Genomic DNA, 21,964 nt, shown 5'->3' with positions numbered 1-21,964 from the left:
ACCGGATCCGATGCCGCGGGGTCCGGCCCCGCCGGAACCGCTGTCGGCGGACGTGGAGGCGGTGATCGCGCGCTGGAATCCCCAGGGCATGGCGTTGTTGAAGGCGGTGCGCGGCGCGGGAACGGCCTCGACCGTCGCGCTGATCGGCCCGGACGATGCCAACACCACCCTGCTGCGCACCGAGCTGGCGCGTTTCGAACCCCGCATCGATCTCACCGATCCGATGACCGACGCCAACGCGGCCGTGGAATCCACTGCCCCCTCCGGTGGCGCGCCCTCGGGCGTGGCGCTCGTCCTGCTCGACGCGGGCACCAGCCTCGGCGCTGACACGCTGGAGGTGGTGCGGCGCCTGCGGTCCGACGGCACCCTGATCCTGCTGGTCATGAACGGCGTGCACGCCTACCAGGACTGGCGCGTCGTGCGTTCGCACAATCTCGAGCTGCTCGCCGCCCAAGGCTTCGGCGACCTGGACATTCTCCCGGTCTCGGCGCGCCTCGCCGTCGCGGGACGCACCGGCGGCGACGCGGGCCTGATCGACCGTTCCGGGCTGACGGCGCTGCACGCCGAACTGACCGCGGCCACGGCGGGCGCGGAGGCGTCCGGCGACGAGCGGCTGACCGCCGTGCTCGCGCGGGTGCTCACCGACACCAGGAAGCGGGTCGTGGAGCAGGTCGCCGCGCTGCGCTCGGGCGCGGAACCCGCGCGCTGGCGCGAGGAACGCGCCACCCTGCTCGCCGGCCGCGACGGCGGCCGCGCCACCGCCATGTCGACACTGCGCGGCCAGCTGCACCTGGCGCGCGTCGACCTGATGACCGAGGTAGGCGGGCACGTCAGGGCGCTGCACACCGCCGCGCGCACCGAGCTCGACCGCGTGCGCCCCGCCGAGCTCGGCGACTACCCGGACCGCCTGCAACAGTCGGTGACCGAGCTGACCGGCGCGGTGGACGCGAGCATCGAACACCGGCTCACCGAACTGGCGCACCGGCTGGACGGCGCGGGCCGCACTGATCTCGCGCCGCATCGCAGGCGGGATCCGGCGCCGCGGGTCGGCCCCGATCCGGAGCCGAGGCACCGGGGTGTCGAAGATCACCTCATGATCGCGCTGGGCGCTTCGGCGGGCGTCGGCCTCGGCAGGCTGCTCGTCGCGCCGTTGTCGCTGGTGCCAGCGCTTGATGTGGCAAGCATTCCCTTCACATTGCTGCTCGGCGGCCTCGTGGCGTGGTGGGTGGTGCGGGCGCGGCGGCAGGTCGCCGACCGCGCGCACGTCCGGCAGTGGGTCGCCGACGCGCTCGTGAACGTGAAAGCCCAGCTAGAACAGCGGGTGGCGACCGCGCTGGTGGAAGCGGAGACAGAATTGGCCGATCGCGTGGTGCGTGCGAGCGCCACGCGCATCGTCGACACCGACCGCCGAGTGGCGGAACTCGAGGCCCGGATTCGGCGGGCCGCGGCCGAGCAGCCGGGGCAACTGGCGGCTTGCGAACGCGATGTCGCTCTGCTCGACAGGCACATCGTGCCTGTTGAATAGGCAACCGAATGGGTACATGGTTAGGAACCCGATTCCGTACTGGTCGTCACATCGCGTTAACCTCTAAGCAGGAACCTGGGCGTCCGCTTCGTCCATGTACGCCGTCCAGCCGGGGCGCGCTTTCGACTGGTCGTAGCGGGTTGCCTTCCCGCCAACGGTGGCGCTCGGTGTGTTCGCGCTGGTCATGGGCCTTGGGCCAGGCGGCGAAGCATCGGACAGCCGCCCATCTCAGGAGAGTTTTCATGACCTCAGCGACCATTCCTGGTCTTCGTGGATCCGATGGCCAGGCGCCGACCGAGCACAGCGAACTACTCGCCTGGGTACAAGAAGTCGCCGAACTCACTCAGCCGGACCGCGTGGTCTGGGCGGACGGTTCCGACGAGGAGTGGGAACGCCTGACCGCTCAGCTCGTGGCCGCTGGGACCTTCAAGAGGCTGGACGAGAAGAAGAAGCCGAACTCCTTCCTCGCCCTCTCCGACCCGTCGGACGTGGCCAGGGTCGAGTCGAGGACCTACATCTGTTCCAAGACCGAGGCCGACGCGGGCCCCACCAACAACTGGGTCGACCCCGCCGAGATGCGCGCCACCATGACCGAGCTGTACCGCGGCTCGATGAAGGGACGCACCATGTACGTGGTGCCGTTCTGCATGGGCCCGCTCGGCGCCGAGGACCCCAAGCTGGGCGTGGAGCTCACCGACTCCGAATACGTCGTGGTCTCGATGCGCGTGATGACCCGCATGGGCACCGCCGCACTGGAGAAGCTCGGCGCCGACCGGCCGTTCGTGAAGGCGCTGCACTCCGTCGGCGCGCCGCTGGCCGAGGGCCAGCAGGACGTGCCGTGGCCGTGCAACGACACCAAGTACATCACCCACTTCCCCGAGGACCGCGAGATCTGGTCCTACGGCTCCGGCTACGGCGGCAACGCGCTGCTCGGCAAGAAGTGCTACTCGCTGCGCATCGCCTCGGCGATGGCGCACGACGAGGGCTGGCTGGCCGAGCACATGCTGATCCTCAAGCTGATCTCCCCGGAGAACAAGGCCTACTACATCGCCGCTGCGTTCCCCAGCGCCTGCGGTAAGACCAACCTCGCGATGATCCAGCCGACCGTTCCCGGCTGGCGCGCGGAGACCCTCGGCGACGACATCGCCTGGATGCGTTTCGGCAAGGACGGCCGCCTGTACGCGGTGAACCCGGAGTTCGGGTTCTTCGGCGTCGCGCCCGGCACCAACCGCCAGTCGAACCCGAACGCGATGGCGACCATGGAGGCGGGCAACACCGTCTACACCAACGTCGCGCTGACCGACCACAACGACGTCTGGTGGGAGGGTCTCGAGGGCGAGCCCGATCACCTGATCGACTGGAAGGGCAACGACTGGCACCTCCGCGAGACGGAGACGCTGGCCGCCCACCCGAACTCGCGCTACTGCACCCCGATGTCGCAGTGCCCGATCCTGGCTCCCGAGTGGGACGACCCGCAGGGTGTGCCGATCTCGGCGATCCTGTTCGGCGGCCGCCGCAAGACCACCGTTCCGCTGGTCACCGAGTCCTTCGACTGGCAGCACGGCGTGTTCATGGGCGCGACGCTCTCCTCGGAGCAGACCGCCGCGGCCGAGGGCAAGGTCGGCACCGTGCGCCGCGACCCGATGGCCATGCTGCCGTTCATGGGCTACCACGTGGGCGACTACCTGGGCCACTGGGTCAACGTCGGCAAGAACGCCGATGCGGCGAAGCTGCCGAAGATCTTCTACGTCAACTGGTTCCGTCGCGGTGCCGACGGCCGCTTCCTGTGGCCCGGCTTCGGTGAGAACTCCCGCGTGCTGGAGTGGATCATCGGCCGCATCGAGGGTTCCGCACAGGCCGAGCAGACCGCCATCGGCCACGTGCCGACCGCGGCGCAGCTGGACCTGGACGGCTTGGACGTGGACGCGGCCGACGTCGACGAGGCGCTCGCGGTGAACGCCGAGGAGTGGCGCAAGGAGATCCCGCTGATCGAGGAGTGGTTCGAGTTCGTCGGCGACAAGCTGCCTTCGGGCGTGCGCGACGAGTTCGAGGCCCTCAAGCAGCGCCTGGGCTGATCCCTTTCGCAATCGCCCGCACCCCCTCTCGGGTGCGGGCGATTGCGCGTCTTGCGCTGGTCGATCGCGACAGGATCACACACCGTCTCGCTCGTCGGTGCTACTCGGGAAACGGCGCCAGCCGGATCAGTGGCGCGAATTGGGCTACCGAGAGCAGCCACCGGGCGCGACCGTCGGGCACGGCGGCCGCCTCGGCGCGCATGGCCGCGATCATGTGTCGCTTGAAGTGGTGGCGAGGGTGGCGGTCCAGCAGCTCGGCCACCCAGTCGGGGGCCAGGTCGGCCATGCGCAGGCCGAGCACGTCCACGCTCGCGCCGGCGGAGACCAGGCCCAGGTCGTCCGGCCGGTCGGCGACGCCGATGGTCAGGTGTGCGGCGATGGCGGCGCCGATGGTGCGCGCCTGTTCGGGTGTCGCGCCGGCTCCTTCGGCGAACTCGACCGCACGTTCCGCGCCAGTGACCGCGAAACACCTTCCCGGCGTGGGGTGTTCGAGATTCAGGTCGTGCAGCAGGCACGACACGTACACCAGTTCGTCGTCGTAGCGGATGCCGTCGAGCTCGGCGAGCGCGCGCCCGAAGAAGTAACTCCGGTAGGAGTGTTCGAGAACATGCGGCGTAAGGCATTCGCGCGCTTCGTCTTCCGCTGCCCGCGCGAGACGGGAGTCGGGTAGTCGCAGTTCGGTGAAGTCGACCCGACCCGCGCCGCGGCGGCCGAGGGCGAGGCGGACCTGCCCGGCAACGATGCCAGGCAGCGCCGAGACCAGCTTGCCGGTCAGCTGCCTGCGCTGGCGGCTGGTCAGTGCGCCGCCGGTTTCCGTGGCCCATTCCATGCCCATACCCGCGGGCGCTGTGTTGTCTTTCGCTCGCGCTCCGTTGATCTTTGCTGGCGCCCGGTTGATTTCCGCTGGCGCTCGGTTGTCCTCTGCTGGCGCTCGGTTGTCTTCTGCTGGCGCACCCACGCCGACCTCCTCCGTCTCGGTGGCTTCAGTGAACCGCCCGTCCAGCGCCCCGGCCAGTGGCGTGAATGACAGTGATGCTCTGATTCATGCCAAACTGGAGGCGTGAAACAGGTGGTCGCCCTCGCGCTGGACGGCGTCATGACCTACGACCTGGCCTGCGCGGTCCAGGCCTTCCGGCACGGGCCGAGCAAGACCGGTGAGGGGCGCGGCTTCGAGATGCGGACCTGCGGCGTGCGGCCGGGGCCGGTGTGGACGCCCAACAGTTTCGACCTGCACGTCGAACACGGATTGGAGCTGCTCGAAGAGGCCGACGTCGTGGTCGTTCCCGGCATCGGCCTGCCCACCTTGCCGCCCCCGCCCGAGGTGATCGACGCGCTGCGCGCGGCGGCCGAGCGCGGCTCGACGATGGTGAGCATCTGCGTCGGAGCCTTCGTGCTCGCCGCAGCAGGCCTGCTGGACGGGCGGCCCGCCACCACGCACTGGGCGTATTGCGAGGAGTTCGCCACGCTCTTCCCGTCGGTCCGGCTCGACCCCGGCGCGCTGTACATCGATGACGGTGACGTGCTCACCTCCGCGGGACTCTCCGCGGGTCTCGACCTGTGCCTGCACTTGGTGCGCCGCGAGCTCGGCGCCGGATTCGCCGCCGAGCTGGCGCGCTGGAACGTGACGCCGCCGCATCGGGAAGGTGGTCAGGCGCAATACATTCCGGATGCGTACGGCCGGATGGGCGAGGGCGCGTCGGGGTTGGCCGCGACCATGTCCTGGGCGGCGGCGAATCCCGCTGCGGCGCCGGATGTTTCGGCGTTGGCCCGGCATGCGTTGATGAGTGAGCGGACGTTCATCCGGCGTTTCAAGGCGGAGGTGGGTGCGACGCCGCGGCGTTGGCTGGAGGCGCAGCGCACGGCGCGGGCGCGTGAATTGCTGGAGACTACCGACCTGCCGGTGGAAGTCGTTGCGGCGCAATCCGGTTTCGGCAGCGTCACCGCGTTGCGGACGCATTTGCGTGCCGCGACGGGCGCGACCCCGGCCGGCTATCGCCGTTCGCTGCGCCGCTGACCGCTTGCGCACCCGTGGCTGTGACCCGCGCCACGTCGTGTCCTATTCTAATTTCGATATCTGCTTCACAACCGATCGGCGCCTCGACGCTCTGCCCGTCCGATCGGAGGAACTACTTCCCTGTCGCCGTCGCGACCCCCGGCGAGCGGCGCGTAGAGACGCGTGAGAGGTGGTTGGAGCATGACCGATCTCGAGTTCGACGCGTGCGAAGCGCCGGCGGTGACCGGGGCGGAGGGCGCGGTGGCGAGCACGCCGCTGCATCGCCAGGCAGGCCGCCTTCAGAAGGTGCTGCCGCCTGGTTGGCGGGTCGAGGTCGTGAACACGCGGATCCTGCCGGGTCGAGGCGACACGGCGGCGCTGCGGATCGTGATGCCCGACCAGTGAACCGGGGGAGCCGTGCAGGGGCAGCCCCCGTGTCCTCTGTCCGAACATGTCCGAACGGCATAGGCCGGAGCCCGACCGCCCCCGCGCACGGCGCGGAGGCGGAGGTACGCCTATCCCGTCCAGCCGAGCGGCATCAACAACGACTTCTGCTCGCAGAACGAGTCGAGACCCTCGGGGCCGTTCTCGCGGCCGAGCCCGGAGGCCTTGTAGCCGCCGAATGGCGACGTCGGATCGAAGGCGTACCAGTTGATCGCGTAGGTCCCGGTGCGCACCCGCGCCGCGATCTGCGCGCCGTGCTCGATATCGGTCGTCCACACCGAGCCCGCCAGGCCGTAGGCCGAGTCGTTGGCGATGGCCACCGCCTCGTCTTCGGTCTCGTAGGGGATCACCGAGAGCACCGGGCCGAAGATCTCCTCCTGCGCGATGGTCGACTTGTTGTCGACGTCGGCGAAGATCGTCGGCTCGACGAACCAGCCGCGGTCCAGGTCGGCGGGCCGTCCGCCGCCGAGCACCAGCCGCGCGCCCTCCGCCTTGCCTTTGGCGATGTAGCCCTCGACGCGTTCGCGCTGGCGTTCGGAGATGAGCGGGCCGAACTGGACTGTGGGATCAGTGGGGTCGCCGGTCTTCTGCGTGCGCACGTGCTCGACGAGCGCGTCGAGGATCTCGTCGTAGCGGCTGCGCGGCGCGAGGATCCTGGTCTGCGCGACGCAGCCCTGACCGCTGTTCATCAGCCCGGAGAAGGCGAGCACCGGAATGCTTGCCGCGAGATCCATGTCCGGCAACAGGATTGCCGCGGACTTGCCGCCGAGCTCGAGCGAGACGCTCTTGAGCTGCCCGGTGGCGATGGCGCCGATCTTGCGGCCGACGGCGGTGCTGCCGGTGAAGGTGAGTTTGTCGACGCCGGGGTGGGAGACCAGGTATTCCGCGACATCGGCGTCGGCGGGCAGCACCGAAAGCACGCCTTCGGGCAGGCCCGCCTCGGTGAAGATGTCGGCGACCATATTGGCGGTCAGCGGGGTGAGCGGAGCCGGCTTGAGCACCACCGTGCAGCCGGCGAGCAGGGCCGGGGCGAGCTTGTTGACCGCGAGGAACAGCGGCACGTTCCACGCGGTGATGGCGGCGACCACGCCGCGCGGTTCGCGGGTTACCCGCGTGGTTCCGAACCCGCCGACGCGCGTCTCCTGCCACGGAAACGTCTGCGCGAGTGCGGCATACGCGTCCAGCGCGGCGGTGGCCGGTATCTGGTTGAGGGTCATGGCGATCATCTGCGGCGCGCCCATCTCCGCGGTGAGCGTCGCGAGCAGGTCGGCCGAACGCTGCTCGATCAGGCGCGCGGCCTTGGTGAGCACCGCGGCGCGTTCCAGCGGCGGGGTCACGGGCCACGGCCCATGGTCGAAGGCGTGCCGCGCGGCGGCGACCGCGGCGTCGACGTCGGCCCGCTCCACCACGGGGACGCTGCCCACCGGCTCGACCGTGGCCGGTGAGATGACCTGAAGGCGCTCGGTGCCCGCTGGCGCGGTCCAGCGGCCGCCGATGAACAAGCTGTCGTAATGCATGGGAACACGTTACAGTTTTACCGCCCGCTTGTCTGTAACCTGTTTCAGTTTCTTTTCTCTACAAGCGTCTGACCAGGTCGGATTCCAACCCGTCGGTTCGCTTCTTCCGAGAACGCACTATTGCATTCTGTTGCTGGACGGTGGATGCTGTAGCTACTCATCAGCTCCCTCCCGCGTTTTCCGGCCGAATCAGCGGCCGACCAGCATTGATCAGAGACCGTAATTGGGGTGAACGAGTCATGGCGGTGCAAGTGATCGGCCGGTCGTTGATGACCAGCGATCAGACCGAACACCAGGCGAAGAGCGTCGGCGCGGGTGGCTGGGTGGTGTCGTTCCTACCGGGGCGCACGCTGACGATCGAGCAGGCCACGGCGGCGATGCAGGCCGCGGAGGCGGTCGCCGTCGTCGGAATCCTCGCCGACCAGGTCGGATTGACCACCCTGGAGACAGTCGGGTTGGCCATTCAGGAGTCGCCGTGGGAGCACGACGCATCCTGCGGGCGCCGCTGGCGCCGGGGCTGGCTCGCGAAATAGCGGTCGCTCAGGCCGATTTCGTCGCGACGACCACCAGATTGCTCACGGCGAGCTCGCGCACCGCGGGAACACCCACCAGCCACCACGCCCAGTGTGGGTGGTAGCGCGGGAAGATGGTGTGCACGTCGGCCGAAGTCGTTGCCGCCCAACGCAATCCCTCGGAAGCCCGGACCGCGAACAGTGACGTGCCATACCGGTTCTTCGGTTCCTTGCCGTGCTTGCGGCGGTACCGGCGGGCGGCGTACTCGCCGCCCAGGTAGTGCCACGGCCCGGTTTCGTGTCCGCCGAACGGGCCGTGCCACACCGTGTAGGACAGCACGATCAGTCCGCCGGGGCGAGTCACCCTGACCATCTCGTCGGCCATGGCCCAAGGCTGCGGCACGTGTTCGGCGACGTTCGAGGAGAAGCAGATGTCGACGGCGTCGTCCCGGAACGGCAGTGCCATGCCCGAGCCGCGCACGGCGCCTGGCACCGACAGTCCGGCGGCGTGCATCTCCGAGGGGTCGGGTTCGACGGGAATGTAGCGCGCCCCGGTCTTGGCGAATTCGTCCGCGAAATAGCCAGGGCCGCCGCCGACGTCCAGAATCGTTGTTCCCGCGAGGCCGGCTCCGGCGATGTCGGTGTAGAAATCGCCGATCATCTCGGCGGTGTCGGTGGCGAGGCCGCCGTAGAAGCGCGCGGGATCGGACTGTTCGAAACGGAAGCTGCCGAGTAGTCGCAGTGACCGGCGCAGCGTCGCGCGTCGCGCGAATCGGGGCGCGTCGGAAGACGTGATTTCGGCTCTCAGCACGGCGCCGAGTTTCGCACAGGCCGATCCCCGGCCCGCAGGCTGTCCTCACGGGCGCGGTTTGCTCACGCGAAAGCGGTCCGGCGCCGCGCGCACCGGACCGCCGCTTCTGGTCGGCTCAGCCGACGCCGCTGCTCGCGCCGCTTCCGGTCGAGGTGGACGACGTGATCAGCGCCAGGATCATGCCGAGCAGGCCGTCCAGGTCGCCGCCGTTTCCGGTGCCACCGCCGGTCCTCGTCCGTGCCATTTCCATGGTGTTCTCCTCATCGTGATGGCCGGCCTGCCTTCGACCGGCCTGCCCCTGAAAATCGGGGGTGGCGGGAGGGTATCCAGATCCAGCTGTGAAATGTGGACGTTTCAGACAATTGCCTGAAAATCCCTTCGAATCGACGGCCAGGTGCCAGGATGTGCGCTAGGGCACTTGACGGGGGGTCCCGTCTATTACTGTGTAGCCCGACCATCCGTGTCCCGCCGGGACCTACCGAGAGAAGCTCCACTGTGCGCGAAGTCCTCCTGCTCTGCTGGCGTGACACCGGGCACCCGCAGGGCGGCGGCAGTGAGCGGTACCTGGAACAGGTCGGCGCTCAGCTCGCCGCGCGCGGGGTCAAGGTCACGCTGCGCACCGCTCGCTACCCGGGCGCGCCGAAACGGGAACACGTCGACGGCATCGACATCAGCCGCGGCGGCGGACGCTACACCGTCTACCCGCGGGCCCTCGCCGCCATAGCGCTCGGCAAGCTCGGCATCGGCCCGCTGCGCGGAGTGCGGCCCGACGCGGTGATCGACACCCAGAACGGCATCCCCTTCTTCGCGGCCGCCGCGACCGACGCACCCTCGGTGGTGCTGGTGCACCACGGGCATCGGGAGCAGTGGCCCGTCGCGGGTCGGCTGATCGGCCGGATCGGCTGGTGGATCGAGTCGCGGTTGTCCCCGCGCGTGCATCGCGAGAACCAATACCTGACCGTGTCGCTGCCCTCGGCGGAGGAACTGGCCACCCTCGGCGTGGATCGCTCGCGCATCGCGGTGGTCCGCAACGGCGCCGAGCCCGTGCCCGTCGACGCTCCCACCGGCGCGGCGACGACCCGCACGTCCGAGCCGCGCGTCGTGGTGCTGTCCCGGCTCGTGCCGCACAAGCAGATCGAAGACGCCCTCACCGCGGTCGCCCGGCTGCGCGACCGGATCCCCGGCCTGCGCCTGGACGTCGTCGGCGGCGGCTGGTGGGCCGAGAACCTCCAGGCCACCGCGCGCGAGCTGGCCATCGCCGACGCCGTCACCTTCCACGGGCACGTCGACGAACGCCGCAAGCACGAACTGCTCGCCCGCGCCTGGGTGCACGTGCTGCCCTCGCGCAAGGAGGGCTGGGGGTTGGCCGTCATCGAAGCCGCCCAGCACGGCGTGCCGACCGTCGGCTACCGCAGCTCCCGCGGCCTCACCGACTCGATCGTCGACGGCGTCACCGGCCTGCTGGTCGACGACGTCGCCCAGCTCACCACCGCCGTCGGCGACCTGCTGGAGGACTCTGCCGCACGCGGCGTGATGGGGGAGAAGGCGCGCGCGAGGGCAAGGGAGTTCTCCTGGGAGCAGACCGGCAACGGCGTGTACGAGGTGCTCGCGGCGGTGTCGCGCGGGGAGCACGTGTCGGGGCTGGTCGCGGCGCCCGCGGATTGATCTGGGGGCGTGCGGCTTTCGCCTATCGCCGCGGCGGGTTCGTGATGACGCCATGGCCGCGCGTCTTCGGGCGGTCTGCGTTGTTGCGCATCGGCGAAATCTGCCGCGCTGCCTCAGTGTTCGACGGCGGGCGGCCGATTTTCGATACGGGACATGCGTTGCGCGACCACCGCGAGCGTCGGGCCGCCGATCAACATCACGGCCCAGAGGAGGTGGGCGGCGACGGCGAGCCAGCGGTGGTCCGGTGTCGCGAGGGTGGGGTCGGGGCCCGGGACTCGGTACAGCGCGAGGTGGTCGTCGGCGTAGACCGGTTCTAGTTGGGCGAGTGTGGTTTTCGATTCGCCGAGCGGGCCGGGGGTGGTGCGTTCGACCAGGACCCATTCGACGCCGAGGCGCGCCAAGTCCTGCGCCGAACCACCTTGGAGCAGAAGCGTTTCCACTTCACGGGCGCGGGTTCCTTCGCCCGAAACCGTGCGTCCGCGGACGGGGAGCTCTCCGGTTTGCAGCACGTCGTTGGGCAGCATGCGCGGTGCGGGGTCGAGCACCGGGGCCGCGCCGCTGTACGGGAACCTGCGGAACATGCCCGCGGGCAGAACCGCGACATCGCCTGGGGTGTCGATGCGTTCGGCGACGTGTCGCCAGCCCGGCGGATAGTGGACCGTGCGCATCGCACCGCCGACGCCCCACGCGAGATCGAACAGCGGGAGAACGAGGAATGCGATGAACGCCGTTGCGGCCAGTGCCGTGGCGGTTGTTTCGTTGGACTTCGTTGCGGCAGTTGATGTTCGACGGAACCGGGAGGCGAGTGCGCCGCATCCGGCGGCGGCGCACAGCGCGTAGGCGGGCACGGCCAGCGCGACGTATTTCTGGGTGTCGCGGAGCAGTCCCGCGCCCGGCACGTTCACCACCAACCACTCCATGACCTCCATGCCCCAGCCGGTGGCGGCGAGCGCGGGCAGTACAACTGCCGCCCCAGCCAGCGCGAGCAGGGCGCGACGGATGCGCAGGCTCTCGCGCCCGCCGGTCTCGGCCGTGGCGACCGCGCTGATGCCGGAGACGACGATCGCGAGCAGCAGGAGGGTGGCGAGCAAAGCCAGAGGCGTGGTGCGCGAATCCGGCACCGCGTCGGCGTTCCAGATGCCGCCGAGCCCGGCCAGCGAACCCAGCGTGCCCAGCCCGGGTTCGGCACGCGCGGCGAACGCGGGGATGCCCGCGGGGTCCGATGGCTCCGCTCCCGCGCCCGACAGCAGCGTTGCGGTCAGCCACGGAGCCGACGCCGCCACCAGCAGCGCGAGCGTGCCGGGGAGATGTCGGCGGCGGACCGTCACCGTGGCGGTGATGCCCGCGAGGAGCGCACCGGTCGGCGTCAGCCCGGCGGCGGCGAAACATCCCGCGAGCGCCGCCCAACCACCCAGCGTTTCCGCGTAAGGTCGCCGAGTCGCACCCCGGCGCGATCTGCCTCGGCCCTCGTTCGCCTTCGCAGCTCCCCGTACCCGCCACTCCCACATAGGTTTCACACGCTTCACACAGGCACCGCCTGTGCGAAGCGTGTGGAAGGTATGTGATGACCCCCGTAAACGGTAGGCGGCGAGCGCCGTCCACGGCAGCGCCGCGTAGCCGGCCAGCAGGCTCCAGTGCCCCTGGAGCAGCCGTTCGGCCACGTACGGATTCCACAGCGCCACCGTCACCGCGACCAATTGCGCGGCGAGCGGCGCGCGCAACAACTCCCGCACCAGCACAGCGGCGCCGTACCCGGCCGCCCACAGCGCGAGCACGAGAATGGCCTTCACGATCAACCCGCCGTCCACCAGCGGCGACACCGCCGCGAGCAGCGCGTCCTGTGGTACGGCCCGCGGCGCGGAGTCGCCGAGCCCGAGGGCCGAGCCGGTGAGATAAGAGCGCGGCGTGCTCACCGCGTCCCGCAGCAGCAGATATCCGGGACCTAGCAGCGGCCCGACCAGCACCGCCACGAGCACCGCGCTGTACGCGCCCGCGACCACCCGCACCCGCAGACCCGCACCGCCGTCACCCACGGATGAGAACCCTACGGCGCGGACGGGGTCGATGTCCGGAGAGCCGCGAACGATCAGGCTCGAGCTCGTACCGACCGCAGGCCGGTCTGTTGCGGGGTGGGCGTGTCGTTGGTTGCGAGCGGTGACCTCCTGCGATTGGCTGCGCGCGGTCGGTCGGTGGTTGCCGCTCGGGGCGGTCTGTGTATTGCCGTGAATGGCGAACGCCTCCGGCGCGGACGGAGCTGCCTGCGGGCGGCCGGCAGTTGTCTTGGTGTCGATCGGATAGGCCGTCGAAGCGCGCTGCACGCTGCATTTGGACGACCTCGAGAGCTCGTGACCAGGCCCGCGCGCGGGTGTTTCGGATTGGGTGGGACGATTGCGGGATGTCCGTGGTTCGTCGTCCTCCTGTGGTGGCGGATCTGACGTTGGTGACCGCCGGGGCGATGACCGCCAACGTGGCCGGATATCTGCTGCAATTGCTGGCCGGGCGTTGGCTCGGCGTCACGGGATACAGCGAGTTCGCGAGCCTGCTCGCGGTGCAGTTGCTGTGCGCAGTGCCTGCGCTGGCGTTGCAGAACGTGGTCGCGCGCGAGCGGGTGCGTGGCGCCGACGTGACGGCGCTGCGCGGATTGCAGTGGCGGTGCGCGCTGATCGTCGCGGTGGTGGTGGCCGTGCTCGTTCCGGTCGTGACGGTCGCGTTGAACGTCGGCGTGGTCGCGTGTGCCGGTGCGCTGTGCGCCGCGCCCGCGCTGGTCCTGCTTTCCGGTGAGCAGGGGATTCTGCAGGGCGGTCGACGATTCCGCGAGCTCGCGGTGGTCCTCGGCTCGGCAGGCGTGGCGCGAGTGGCGCCCGCGTTGGTCGTGCTCGCGTTCGGCGGCGGGGCCGGGGCGGCACTGTGGGCGGCGGCGCTCGGGTTGGTCGCGGCGGCGGTCTTCGCGCGCGTCCTGGCGGGTACGCCCGCGCCGGAGGGCGAATCCGGCGGACACACCGTCGGCGTCCTGCCGGTGCTGCGCGCGGCGCAGGTGCAGGCCGCGCTGATGGCGCTGTCGTCGGCCGACCTGATCGTGGTGCGGATGGTCCTCGACGAGGTCGACGCCAGCCGCTATGCCCTCGGCGCCATCGCCGCCAAGATCGCATTCTGGTTGCCGCAGGCGGTGGGCGTCGTCCTCTATCCGCGGATGGCCCAGCCGACCCACTCGGCCCGCGCCATTCGCGACGCCCTCGCGGTGTTGTCCGCCATCGGCATCGTCGCGGTGCTCTGCGCCGCCCTCGCCGCGCCCATCGCCCCCGTGCTCGCAGGTCAGGACTACGCGCCGATCCAGGGCCTGCTCTGGTTGTTCGCCCTGCACGGCGCGATCCTCGCGGTACTCCAGGGCGCCGTGCTCTCCGCGATCGCGGTCGATCGCACTGCGCTGGCCGCCGTCACCTGGCTCGGCCTCGCCGTCGAGGTCACCCTCATGGTCTCCTTCGCCCGTTCGGTCCCGGCCCTGATCATCACCGCCGTCTCCGTCGCCGCCGCGACCACGATCCTGGTCGCGGTCGTCGTCCTGCGCACCGCCGAACACACCGAACCCGCCGAACCGCAACCCGCGGCGGATTGAGCGCCGCTGGGCGGAGGTTCCGAATCTCTACCCGCGGCGGATTGAGCGCGGCTGGGCGGAGGTTCCGAATCTCTACCCGCGGCGGATTGAGCGCGGCTGGGCGGGGCTCTGAATCTCCACCTGCGGCGGATTGAGCGCGTCCGGGCCCGGGCTCCAAACCACAACCCTGCGGCGGATTGAGCGCGGCTGGGCGGAGGTTCCGAGGGTCTAGGGGCGAGCGCGGCAAAGCCGAGAAGGGGCCTGACGTGCAATGGCCAAGGCGAGGCAGAGCGTGTGGCCGATGGTGACTCAGCGCCCCCGAGCGCGACCTGCCGGACGAACGCGCATGACCGACGCGGGAGAGGCCGGTCCGGACATGACGACTACCGGGTGGTTTGTCGAGGCTGATCGACTTCCGTAGTCAGCGGGTGGACGCAGCACCAGTCGGTCGACCAGCCCAGGCAGCGGGTGGCGCAATCGGCGGCAGAGAAATGGCGGCAGACCTGGCTACGGGAGCCGAAGGGGATCCTCGCAAACGACAGCGGCTCCCCGACCGAATGGCCGGGGAGCCGCTGTCCAGGAACCGCTAGCGCCTAGAGGTTCTTCTTCACATTGATCTGCTCGGTCGGAGCATCGTCCGCACCGCGCTGAGCCGAGCCGCGCGGCGGGGTGGCCGCACCGCTCGGGGGCAGGTTGCCGCCGCGCATCGGACGGGCCGGGGCGGGCGTGCTGCCGCCGCGAATACCGAGGATCACGCCGACGATCGCCAGGATCACGCCGAGCACACCGAGCACGATCGGCATGATGCGGCCGTACAGCGAGAGCCGGTCGATGTTGTCCTGAGCCACCGACATCTGCGATTCGATGGTGTTCTCGTCGAAGATGATGTTCGACTTCAGCGCGGTGACGTCCGGCTTGTCGCCGCTGCGCGCGTAGTAGAGGTGGAGTTGCTCGCCACCCTTGATCACGGTGCCGGTCTGCGGCTCCACCCAGAGGTCGCGGGTGTTGGTGTAGAAGCGGGTCATGGTGACCGGCTCTTCACCCTCGAGGCCCCACTTGGCGGCGGGCAGCGAGAGGCGGTTGGTCGGCGCCTGCACGACGTCCCACAGGTTGGTGACCGGGATGGACTGCCGGAAGTGGTAGACCTTCAAGCTGTTGATCTCGGTCTCTTCGACGAAGTCGATGTCGAAGGTCTTGCGCGCGTTGACGTCGAAGTACGGGTACGACTTCTTCTCGGTGCCGATCGGGAAGCGGTACTGCAAGCCGGTGCGATGCACGGGGTCGGCGATGCTCTCGCCTTGCGGGTTGGCCGAGACCGCGATCGAGCCGTTCGGGTCCTTGTCGACCGGCATGCCGGTCTTGCGGTCGATGGTGACCCGGTCGACGAGCGCGGTGAGCAGGCCGGTGTCGCCCTGCTTGTCGATGCGACGCAGAGTCTGGCCGGCCTGGATCGTCATCTCCGTGGCGTCCGAAGGCTCTTCGACCGTGACGAACCGCTGCGAGATCAGCGGAACGTTGGTGTCCACCTTGGCCGCGCCCTCGGGCGAGGTGAGCGACCTGGAGTCGAGCACCAGGCTCTCCGAGCCCTGCTGACTGTTCGCGATGGTGGTGATCTCGAGGTCGAGAGGAGTCTTGGCCAGTTTGTCGACGGTATAGGTCGGGATCAGCAGCGCCATGACGATCAGCAACGCGCCGAGACCTACGAGCAGGCAGGCCACCGTCCTTCTGGTACCGGCACTCAGTGCCATGCAAACACTCCTCGTCGTAGAACACAGGTCGGTCCGACTAGTACTGCGGGCAGCCCGCGGCACTCGTGAGCCCCGACACTAACAGTCCGTTGGCGTAGCATGCCGTGCCGAGGCCGGAATCCGACCAGAAATCGCCCGAGTTTAGCGCGAAAAGTGAAACGTGTAGTTCTCACCTGGAAAATTCCCTGGCAGACTGGAGCCCGATGACCGCCACTCTCGCCGCCGACACAACGGCCACGACTTCGGCGCGGTCGCGCGGTTTCGTGCCCGCGCTGGAAGGCATGCGCGGAATGGCGGCGCTCGGCGTTCTGCTCACCCATGTCGCGTTCCAGACCGGAGCGACGAACACGCCAGTTCTCGGCCGGATCTGGGAACGCTTCGACATGGCGGTCGCGGTCTTCTTCGCGCTCTCCGGATTCCTGCTGTGGCGCCCGCACGCGCAGGCGGCCCGCGGTCTCGGAACCGCGCCGCCGACCGGCAACTACCTGCGACATCGCGCTGCGCGCATCCTGCCCGCCTACTGGGCGGTGGTCTGTGCGGTGCTGTTGCTGCTGCCTGGCGCGTCCGACACCGCGGGCCTGCAAGTGTGGGCGTCCAACCTGGCGCTGCTCCAGGTCTTCGTGCCGCTGACACTCACCGACGGGCTCACTCAGATGTGGAGCCTTTCGGTCGAAGTGGCGTTCTATCTGGTGCTGCCGCTGCTGGCGTTCGCGGTGGTCCGGCTGCGCGGGAAATCGGCGCGCTGGCGGGTCCCCGTGGTGCTCGCACTGGCGCTAGTGAGTCTGAGTTGGAATTTCCTTCCGGTGCCGACTCCGGACGCGATCCACGCCGACAACTGGCTGCCCGCTTATCTGCCGTGGTTCGCCGCCGGAATATTGCTCGCAGAACTTGTCGACGATGTGCATCCGCTATCACTCTGGCGTCGTGTCGCGGGCAACCAGCTGCTGATGTGGACCGTCGCGCTGATCGCCTTCCTGCTCTCGTCCACCGATTTCGGCGGGCCCGCCGGACTCACTCGAGCCGAGCCGTGGCAGTACGCCGCGAAGATGGCGCTCGGCTCGATCATCGGCTTCGGCCTGCTCGCACCGCTGGTGCTCGGCGACCGGAAGCACCGCTGGCTGGAATCCTCGGCCGCGGCAACCCTCGGCCGCTGGTCGTACGGCATCTTCCTCTGGCACCTCGCGGTGCTGTCGATCGTCTTCCCGGTGTTCGGCATCCTGCCGTTCCACGGGAACTTCGTCCACGTCCTCGTATTGACTGTCGCCATCACCCTGCCCGTCGCGGCGGCCAGCTACGCGCTGGTCGAGGAGCCGGCGCGGAAGCTGGCGCGGCGGATGGATCGCAGGAAGAGTGGGCGGAGGGTTGCGGCGGTCGCGGAGCTGGAGCCAAGTCCGCAGGGACTACCGGATCCGGCGATCGCGGGAGCGCCCCGGGTCGGCTGAGGTCGCGCAAGCGGGGCGCTCTGCGCCGGGTCGTCCGCACCCCCCGCCGACGTGCGGGCAATGCCGCGAGGCCCAACCGACGGCCGTACCGCGGCGACAACGATTCTGTTCGACATGCGTCGGCGGTCGTCTTGCGGTCATCATCGGTCGGCTCAGCCGTTCGTCCACCGGCCGAGGGGCTATCGCGCCGTCATAGACGTTGCCGTATTCCCATACGCAGCCGTGCTCAGCCTGTGCGGGTAGCCGCATCGAAAGCGCCGAGGGCTGTGCGCCGCCGCCTCACCTCGGAGGCGCGAGTGCAGCGCAGGCTCACTCCCGCCGACAGGAGGGCAGGGCGGCAAGGCCGACGGCGATCACCGCGATGAGGGCAGGCAACTGCACCCACAGCGAGTGGCCCATGTACCCGTCGGGCGCGCGCCACGGCCCGGTGGACAGGGCGGCGGCCGAGATGGCCGTGCTGAGGCCTGCTACCGCGGCGAGGTACCGCGCAGTCTCGCGCGCGGCGAAATGAATTGCGGCAAACCCGGCCACCGTCAGCGCGGCGCCGACAGGTCCAGCGATGATCGTCGCGGCAGCGGTGAGGCCGAGCGCGCCGACGATGCGGCTGCGCCAGGGGCGTGGTGGAGTGTCCGCAGCGAAATCGCTTGCGAGGGTATCGGGCACGCCTGCCAGGCGGGACGAGTCGGCCCGGCCCGCGTCCGCCGCGCGACGAGAATCAGCACCCGACTCGGAACCGGATCCCGCACCACGAACGCGCCTGCCCCCCACCCGAATCCGCCGCGGTATCGCAAGCAACACCAACGGCACGAGCAGCAGCAACCCGCCGAAAATGCCCAGGCGATACCACCGATCGACCGGGAACGAGATGGTGATGGGTCCTTGGGCGTCCACGGGCAGCAACCACGCCTGCTGCCATCCGTTCACCACGATCGGCTCGAGCGAACGCCCGTCGGCGGTGTGCGCCTCCCAGCCGACGTTCGTGCTCAGCGGCAGCACCAGCAGACGGAGGTCTGTGGCAGGGGCGGTGGGCTCGAAGTCCGTGCGGTTCAGGCGCAGCCGGTCGACGGAGAACAGTTCGGTAGGCGCCACGACTACGTCTGCCCGCCCTTCCGGCACGGCGAGGGTCCCGTCCTCGGCATCACACACTCGCGCGGGAACCGGTGCGCTGGAACGCAACTCCGCTACGGTCGCCGTCACGGACGTGCGCACGGTGCGTCCGCCGAGGGCGATCGTCGGGCCCAGCTCGCAGGGCACGGTGACCTCACGGTCCAACCCGGCCTGCTCGGGGTAGTCGGGCCCGAGCACGGCGACCTCGGCGATGCCGGGCGGCTGGCTCATGGCGAAGCCGAGTGCGGTCTTGTCCAGCACCGGTTTCCAGCTCTGCACGCTGAGTTCGATGCGGTCGGTGACCGTCGGGTACAGCGGGATTCGCGCCGCTTCGCCGGGCACACGGTCGTCGAGCTCGCGCACCTGCGGACCGTTGCCGAGGTTCACCGACACCGTAAGGGGAGCCGCGGGCAGCCCGCCCAGCGACGGTGTGATGTCGAGTCCGTTCACCAACGCCGGTTCGGGCAGCTCGATGGTGAGGGTCGGTTTGGGTCCGGTGAGGTTGCGCACCGAGTCTTCCGGCGCCGTCCAGCTGGTGCGTATATCGCCGTCGGTCGCCGCGAACGCGGAGCCGCGCAGATCGCCGACATCGGCCTTGCCGCGCGCCACCGGCCTGCTGTCGTCGGTGAGCAGCGCCTCCAAGGCGGGGCCCTGTCTGGTGCGCACGGTGAGTTCGGGAGCGACCGTCATGGGTCCGGGAGAGCTGAGGGTGCGTTCGAAGGGACCGGGCTCCTCCGGAGCCAGCGCCAGCCCCTTGCTGCATCGAACCCGGTCGGGCGCGTCGAAACACGCACTGCGCCCGGGGAATTCCTGGCCGAGATCCCAGGCCGTCACCTGCGCGCCGGCGGGCGTCGCGGGCAACACCGTGAGGTGGCGGATGTCCACCCGCACCGGTGCGTCGCGGACGCTGTAATCGTCGAGGGTCAGTTCGCTGATGCCGAATTGACCTCCGCCGGTGCCGCCTTCGGTGCGGATGGCGGTGATGGTCAGCCAGTCGGTGCTGCCTGCCGGCAGCGAAATCGACACCGACTCACCGGGTTCGGTGATCCGCGCCGAGACGCTTCCGTGCGCGGTGCGCACCTCGACCCATTTCACGGGATCGCCGATCGCCGCCGAACTGGTGGTCAACCGCAACAGGCCCGACCTGATCGGCCGGTCCAGATCCAGCCGGAGCCATTGGCCCACAGCGCGTTCCGTGCCGTTGCTGATCCACGCCGTCGAGGGATCGCCGTCCACCACCGCGGCGGTCGAGCTGCCGGGAGCCGCGCCGCCGAGCTGGGTGGCGTCGGCGGCCGAACTGGACGCGGTCACGGTCGCGCCGGACCATTCGCCCCGCACCGGTTCCGCGCCGGGCACCGGGTAATCAGGCACCAGATTGTGGGTGCGGCGTCCGTCTTCGGGAGCGCGCAGCGCCGAATTGTGATTGTCGACCCGGCCGAAATCGGCCTCCCGGTCCATCGGCGTATCGGTGACGGTGACCGGTCCGATCGGCAGACCGGCGCGGGCGGCGTCGGCCGCGAACAGCGTCGGGTGCGGCGGCGCACCGTCGCGGTGTAGCCTTTCGAGCACTTCCGGCCCGCCCTGCACCATCGGGACGGCGTCGAGCGGAACCGTGTACGCACCGGGGAACGATTCGGGAGCCCCTGTGCCGGAACGGATTTCGACGCCATCGACGGGCGCGCGCGGTTCGACCCGGTAGATCTCGACGGCCGGATACGCCGGTCGCAGATCACCGTCGGCGACCAGGTCGTCGGCGATGGTGTTCGTCTCGATCGGCGCTCCGAATTCGGCCACCTTCGTCAGGCCGGGGGACCCTTCGATCGCCCGGTGCGCGAGCAGCGGCCTGGTCGACCGCGAGGTTTCGGGGTCGAGATCGTTGCGCAACACCAGAATTCCGATGCCTTGGTCGGCGAGTGTCGCGGCCAGCCCGGCCGACGGGCGGCCGTCCGCGACGAGCCGCTGCACCGAGTCCATCGCGCGGATGGTGCCCGGCGGGTTCAGCGGCACCGCGTCCCGCACCGCCCACGGGGTGCTCGCCAGCGCTTGCAGCGGCTCGTCGCGGGTCAGTCCCCAAACCTGGCTGCCGAAGGGCGCGCCAGGCACCACCAGCGCGCGGGTGTCGGCGGCGTGCTCGGCCAACCAGTCCGCGGTCTGCTGCCAGTAGGCGGGCACCTCGTCGTAGGAGCCGCGCGGAGCCAGCTTGCCGGTCCATGCCAGCGAGGTGGAGAGCGCGAGCGCGGTCAGGATCAACCCGGCGACCGCGACCATCCGATTGCGTTCCGGATGCGCGAACGCGCTGCGCCACACCGGCAGCGGCGCCGAGGCGGGCAGCGGCACCCGAGCCAGCAGATGCGCCAAGCCCAGCATCAGCGGAATGCGGATGAGCGGCTCGAGCTTGTGCACGTTGCGCAGCGGCGCGCCACCCGAATCCAGGAAGATCCGCACCGAGTCCGCGAACGGCCCGCTGAGCTCGCCCACGTAACCCGCGCAGATCCCGACCAGTCCGACCAGCAGGATCAGCGCCAGCCGCCCGCGGTACGGCATCGACCGCATGGCGAGCCCGGCCATGCCCGCCGCCGCGAGCAAGCCGGTGGCGAGCACCGCGGCGGGCTGGGTCACCAGGACCGCGCCCGCGATGCGTTCCGGCGAGACGAACGGAGTCCAGCTGTCGGTGCCGCGCAGCACCTCGGCCAGCGAGGCCCACTGCGTGGTCACCCCGGAGGATTCGATGTAGTCCAGGAACGGTGGGCTCACCCTGCCGAGCAGCAGCAGCGGCACGGCCCACCAGAACGTGGCGAGCACGAGCAGCGGAATCCAGGCCGCGGTGAAACGCCACCAGCGCTTGTTCGGCTTATAGGAAGCCCACCAGAGCAGGGCGGGCAGGAACGCGGCGACCGTGGCCACGGCGTTCACCGCGCCCATCAACGCGAGGGCCAGCGCGCTGCCCGCAGGCGAGGCGGCGCCGCCGCGCTTGTGACGGCGGTACGCGGTGCCGAGGGCGGCGGGCGCCAGCAGGACCCACGGCGCGAGCACCATCGGCAGGGTCTCCGAGGAGATCGAGCCGAGCGTGGTGAGCACGCGCGGAGACAGTGTGTACGCGACCGCCGCGACGATCCGGGACCCGCGACTGCCGAGGCCGAGCGCCTCGCAGAGCCGGACGATGCCCCAGAACCCGGCGAGCAGCAGCAGCGCCCACCAGATCCGCTGCGTCACCCAGGCGGGCAGGCCCAGCAGATCTCCGGCCGAGAAGAACGCGCCGTGCGGGAAGAAGTACCCGTACGCCTGGTTCTGCACCTGGCCCATCGGGGCCTGGCTGCTCCACAGGTGCGCGGCGCGGTCGAGGAACCCCAGCGGATTCTGCGCCAGGTCGTACTTCGTGTCGGCGACCGTCTGTCCGGGCGCCTGCAGGAAGGTCAGTAGAAACGCCACGACGACCGTCGCGGCGAACCATCGTCTACCGAGCGGCGCGGCCTCGGACGAATCCGAGGCCACACCGGAGGAGCCGAGCGAGTCGGCGGATGAAGCGGCAGTCA

15 protein-coding genes are annotated in these 21,964 nt (G+C 69.9%); 8 read left to right on the top strand and 7 right to left on the bottom strand.

Features of this window, described 5'->3' with window-relative positions:
* Window positions 1-10 precede the first annotated feature (10 nt).
* Together AB0H50_RS07395 and AB0H50_RS07390 are read left to right on the top strand one after the other, a co-directional pair.
* Window positions 11-1,525, top strand: a complete 1,515-nt coding sequence (locus AB0H50_RS07395) for a hypothetical protein (RefSeq protein WP_357448230.1) — start codon at window positions 11-13, stop codon at window positions 1,523-1,525.
* A gap of 242 nt (window positions 1,526-1,767) precedes the next feature.
* The gene (locus AB0H50_RS07390; RefSeq protein ID WP_357448228.1) at window positions 1,768-3,600 is read left to right on the top strand and encodes a phosphoenolpyruvate carboxykinase (GTP); all 1,833 of its coding nucleotides are present in this window, start codon (window positions 1,768-1,770) and stop codon (window positions 3,598-3,600) included.
* 100 nt (window positions 3,601-3,700) lie between these two features.
* On the opposite strand, the gene AB0H50_RS07385 is transcribed toward AB0H50_RS07390, so the two are convergent.
* Window positions 3,701-4,435, bottom strand: a complete 735-nt coding sequence (locus AB0H50_RS07385; RefSeq protein ID WP_357449345.1) for a phosphohydrolase — start codon at window positions 4,433-4,435, stop codon at window positions 3,701-3,703.
* 225 nt (window positions 4,436-4,660) lie between these two features.
* Here AB0H50_RS07385 and AB0H50_RS07380 point away from each other — a divergent pair, with 225 nt between their 5' ends.
* Both AB0H50_RS07380 and AB0H50_RS07375 read left to right on the top strand, forming a co-directional pair.
* Window positions 4,661-5,614: a helix-turn-helix domain-containing protein gene (locus AB0H50_RS07380; protein ID WP_357448226.1), complete on the top strand. Its 954-nt coding sequence runs from the start codon at window positions 4,661-4,663 to the stop codon at window positions 5,612-5,614.
* Between the two features lie 180 nt (window positions 5,615-5,794).
* Complete coding sequence (locus AB0H50_RS07375) at window positions 5,795-5,998, top strand: hypothetical protein (RefSeq protein WP_357448224.1); 204 nt, start codon at window positions 5,795-5,797, stop codon at window positions 5,996-5,998.
* Between the two features lie 110 nt (window positions 5,999-6,108).
* On the opposite strand, the gene AB0H50_RS07370 is transcribed toward AB0H50_RS07375, so the two are convergent.
* On the bottom strand, window positions 6,109-7,554 hold the full coding sequence (locus tag AB0H50_RS07370; RefSeq protein ID WP_357448222.1) for an aldehyde dehydrogenase: 1,446 nt from the start codon (window positions 7,552-7,554) through the stop codon (window positions 6,109-6,111).
* Between the two features lie 239 nt (window positions 7,555-7,793).
* Between AB0H50_RS07370 and AB0H50_RS07365 the strand changes: the two genes are divergently transcribed.
* Window positions 7,794-8,087: a hypothetical protein gene (locus AB0H50_RS07365; RefSeq protein WP_357448220.1), complete on the top strand. Its 294-nt coding sequence runs from the start codon at window positions 7,794-7,796 to the stop codon at window positions 8,085-8,087.
* A 7-nt stretch (window positions 8,088-8,094) separates the two neighbouring features.
* Here AB0H50_RS07365 and AB0H50_RS07360 read toward each other — a convergent pair whose 3' ends face one another.
* The gene (locus AB0H50_RS07360; RefSeq protein WP_357448219.1) at window positions 8,095-8,877 is read right to left on the bottom strand and encodes a methyltransferase domain-containing protein; all 783 of its coding nucleotides are present in this window, start codon (window positions 8,875-8,877) and stop codon (window positions 8,095-8,097) included.
* Window positions 8,878-8,992: 115 nt separating this feature from the next.
* Window positions 8,993-9,127: a hypothetical protein gene (locus AB0H50_RS07355; protein WP_357448217.1), complete on the bottom strand. Its 135-nt coding sequence runs from the start codon at window positions 9,125-9,127 to the stop codon at window positions 8,993-8,995.
* 245 nt (window positions 9,128-9,372) lie between these two features.
* Between AB0H50_RS07355 and AB0H50_RS07350 the strand changes: the two genes are divergently transcribed.
* Window positions 9,373-10,542, top strand: a complete 1,170-nt coding sequence (locus AB0H50_RS07350; RefSeq protein ID WP_357448215.1) for a glycosyltransferase family 4 protein — start codon at window positions 9,373-9,375, stop codon at window positions 10,540-10,542.
* 113 nt (window positions 10,543-10,655) lie between these two features.
* Here AB0H50_RS07350 and AB0H50_RS07345 read toward each other — a convergent pair whose 3' ends face one another.
* Window positions 10,656-12,575 (bottom strand): hypothetical protein, encoded by a 1,920-nt coding sequence (locus AB0H50_RS07345; protein WP_357448213.1) that lies wholly within the window; start codon window positions 12,573-12,575, stop codon window positions 10,656-10,658.
* A gap of 362 nt (window positions 12,576-12,937) precedes the next feature.
* On the opposite strand from AB0H50_RS07345, the gene AB0H50_RS07340 reads away from it, so the two are divergent.
* The gene (locus AB0H50_RS07340; RefSeq protein WP_357448211.1) at window positions 12,938-14,155 is read left to right on the top strand and encodes a polysaccharide biosynthesis protein; all 1,218 of its coding nucleotides are present in this window, start codon (window positions 12,938-12,940) and stop codon (window positions 14,153-14,155) included.
* A gap of 572 nt (window positions 14,156-14,727) precedes the next feature.
* On the opposite strand, the gene AB0H50_RS07335 is transcribed toward AB0H50_RS07340, so the two are convergent.
* Window positions 14,728-15,882, bottom strand: a complete 1,155-nt coding sequence (locus tag AB0H50_RS07335; RefSeq protein ID WP_357448209.1) for a porin PorA family protein — start codon at window positions 15,880-15,882, stop codon at window positions 14,728-14,730.
* A 203-nt stretch (window positions 15,883-16,085) separates the two neighbouring features.
* Here AB0H50_RS07335 and AB0H50_RS07330 point away from each other — a divergent pair, with 203 nt between their 5' ends.
* Entirely contained in the window at window positions 16,086-17,324 is a 1,239-nt protein-coding gene (locus AB0H50_RS07330) for an acyltransferase (RefSeq protein ID WP_357448207.1), read from the top strand.
* A gap of 309 nt (window positions 17,325-17,633) precedes the next feature.
* On the opposite strand, the gene AB0H50_RS07325 is transcribed toward AB0H50_RS07330, so the two are convergent.
* Window positions 17,634-21,923, bottom strand: a complete 4,290-nt coding sequence (locus AB0H50_RS07325) for an alpha-(1->3)-arabinofuranosyltransferase (RefSeq protein ID WP_357449343.1) — start codon at window positions 21,921-21,923, stop codon at window positions 17,634-17,636.
* Between the last annotated feature and the right edge of the window lie 41 nt (window positions 21,924-21,964).

Source organism: Nocardia sp. NPDC050793 (genome assembly GCF_040654065.1).
Classification (GTDB): Bacteria; Actinomycetota; Actinomycetes; order Mycobacteriales; family Mycobacteriaceae; genus Nocardia.
Note: the sequence above shows the minus strand (reverse complement) of the source record. Positions and strands in the feature narration are given on the sequence as shown.